The sequence below is a fragment of the Roseateles oligotrophus genome (genome assembly GCF_025717515.1).
Classification (GTDB): domain Bacteria; phylum Pseudomonadota; class Gammaproteobacteria; order Burkholderiales; family Burkholderiaceae_C; genus Paucibacter_A; species Paucibacter_A oligotrophus.
Map to the genome: position 1 here is coordinate 1 of NZ_JAJIRN010000023.1, position 2,180 is coordinate 2,180.

Sequence of the window (2,180 nt, forward strand, 5' to 3'; positions counted from 1 at the left end):
GAGCGCAAGGACGATGAACTACGATCCCTCAGCCGCGACGCCAGGATTGGGTGCTCTTCCTGCGTTGGGCATGGGGTTGCTATCCTTCTTCGGACTGGTCTTTAGCATTGGCCTAAGTCTCTTTTGGCTGGCGCAAGCTGGGTTGGCCGTAACCTCAGAGTCATTGAAAATCGCAGTGGTTCTTTGGGCGATTTCCTCGGTGCTTTCGTGCGCAGCTATTCTCTTCATTGCAATCAAACGCAGGAAGTTTCGAATGCTCTTCTTGTTCGCCGCCACGCCGTTCATTCTTGTCAATGCCGCAGTTCCTTTGGTCTTAAGGTTGGGGCAGTAATGCGCTCTAACCCTACGTTCGAGCCGACTCGCAACGGCTGGTCTCTCCAGGCCCCCATTTCATTCTGGGCCTTCCGCGCCCAGCCGCCGCTCGCGGCTCAACTTCGACGTTAGGCCTCACAAATCCCACCTTTGTCGCTGGCGAAGTCTCTAAATACCCTTGTCAATGCTGCGAACACCCAGACCACAGTTGCAACCGAAACTTAAGCCAAGGCTAGAAGACAAGCGATTGGAGCGTCTTTACGACTACACCAAATTCCATATCGGCATCTATCTTTCCGCGGCCGCCGGACTCACCGGGCTTTTGGGGTCGATCGCGAACCAGAAGGCTGGGCAATTCCTGTTCGACCTCGTAGGTGCTCCGCCACTGCTGGGTCTAGCACTTGTCCTTATGGTGCTGGCCGGCGCATGTGGAGGAGTAGTTGCAACGTCTGTAACGGAGTCGAGAAAGTTTGACGACTTCTGGAAGAAGCCACAAGGTCCATCTTGGTGGCGCCAAGGCCCAGTAGGAGCGAAGTGGGTGGCCGCAGAGCACTCATTCTTCTGGATGAGCCTTGTAAGCATTATTACGGCCGTCTTATGGAGAAAGCAGACACTCGAATGGTTTTTACCCCTGTGAGGCCTAACTGGTCGTTCGAGCCGACTCGCAACGGCTGGTCACTCCAGGCCCCCATTTCATTCTGGGCCTTCCGTGCCCAGCCGCCGCTCGCGGCTCAACTTCGACGTTAGCAATCAAATGCCAAGCCCTGGGTTCTTCGTTGTATCGTTTGTTGCGCTCCTGTTAGTCATTGTGCCAAGTGCGGTCCTTCTTGCCGCGGGCTTGCGCTCAAGCGTGTTTGTCCAAGCTCTTTCATGGTTAGCCCTTGCAGCGTTGCTATTCTTCGCCTGGGCTGCATTCACTGATCTTGAGCTCTCAGATTTTGAGTCACGGGCATTTGCTCTCTTCGTCACATGGGGTGTTGCGTTGTATCTTGGCGTAGCTGCTTTCTTGGGTATCAGGCTTCTCGCTCGTTTTGGTAGGCGGGTTCGTCATGGCCGGTGAAATGATTGCTAACCCTGCGTTCGAGCCGACTCGCAACGGCCGGTCACTTCAGGCCCCCATTTCATTCTTGGCCTTCCGTGCCCAGCCGCTGCTCGCGGCTCAACTTCGACGTTAGGTTGCATTCATGCCTACCGACTTCGCCGTCTACTACCTGACGCAGCCATTCGGCATCGCAATGCAGTTTGCATTGCTGGTGGTTCCGGCAGTGATATTGAGGGTTATAGCTCCAATCCCCTTTGCGAAGGTCGGTTTCCGACGCGTCGCCTTTGGTCAACTAGCAGTGGCCGTTGTCACCTTTCTCTTGTCAGCGCTTTCGGCATACTCCATCGGAAGCACCAAGGTCGAGTTGGGCCACATCAAGAGTACCGAACTCGCAAGCTGGTTCGCTGCTAACTCGGTCTACCTCTTCGTACTCACATACGTCTTCGCTCTAGCTTTTGCGTCGTTGGTTCTCGTTCCGTTCTGCGTCTGGCTTTCCTGCAAGAGCAAGGCAAGTCTTGCAAATTTGCTAGGGCTCGGTATCGCGCTGAGCATCGGCATTGCCGTGCTAGCTGTCGCCTTCCCAAGCAACGAGTGGGGCCACGAAAACCCGTTCCAATTGTTCTTGTCTACCTTGTCTTCCCTGGGAATCGGTGTCTTGGTCGTATGTCTCGCGTTTGGCGTTGGTGCTCACCTACCAATGCGTAGTGCTTTGCCACACAATGCAACCTAACCTTTCGTTCGAGCCGACTCGCGACGGCTGGCCACTCCAGGCCCCCATTTCATTCTGGGCCTTCCGCGCCCAGCCGCCGCTTGCGGCTCAACTTCG

3 protein-coding genes are annotated in these 2,180 nt (G+C 55.5%); all 3 read left to right on the plus strand.

Annotated features, from left to right (window positions below):
- The coding region (locus tag LNV07_RS25240; protein ID WP_263573974.1) for a hypothetical protein at positions 1–331 on the plus strand (331 nt) is incomplete at its 5' end.
- Positions 332–496: 165 nt separating this feature from the next.
- A complete protein-coding gene (locus tag LNV07_RS25245) occupies positions 497–949 on the plus strand; it encodes a hypothetical protein (RefSeq protein WP_263573975.1) in 453 nt (150 codons plus the stop codon).
- A 547-nt stretch (positions 950–1,496) separates the two neighbouring features.
- Entirely contained in the window at positions 1,497–2,084 is a 588-nt protein-coding gene (locus LNV07_RS25250; RefSeq protein ID WP_263573976.1) for a hypothetical protein, read from the plus strand.
- Positions 2,085–2,180: the final 96 nt, after the last annotated feature.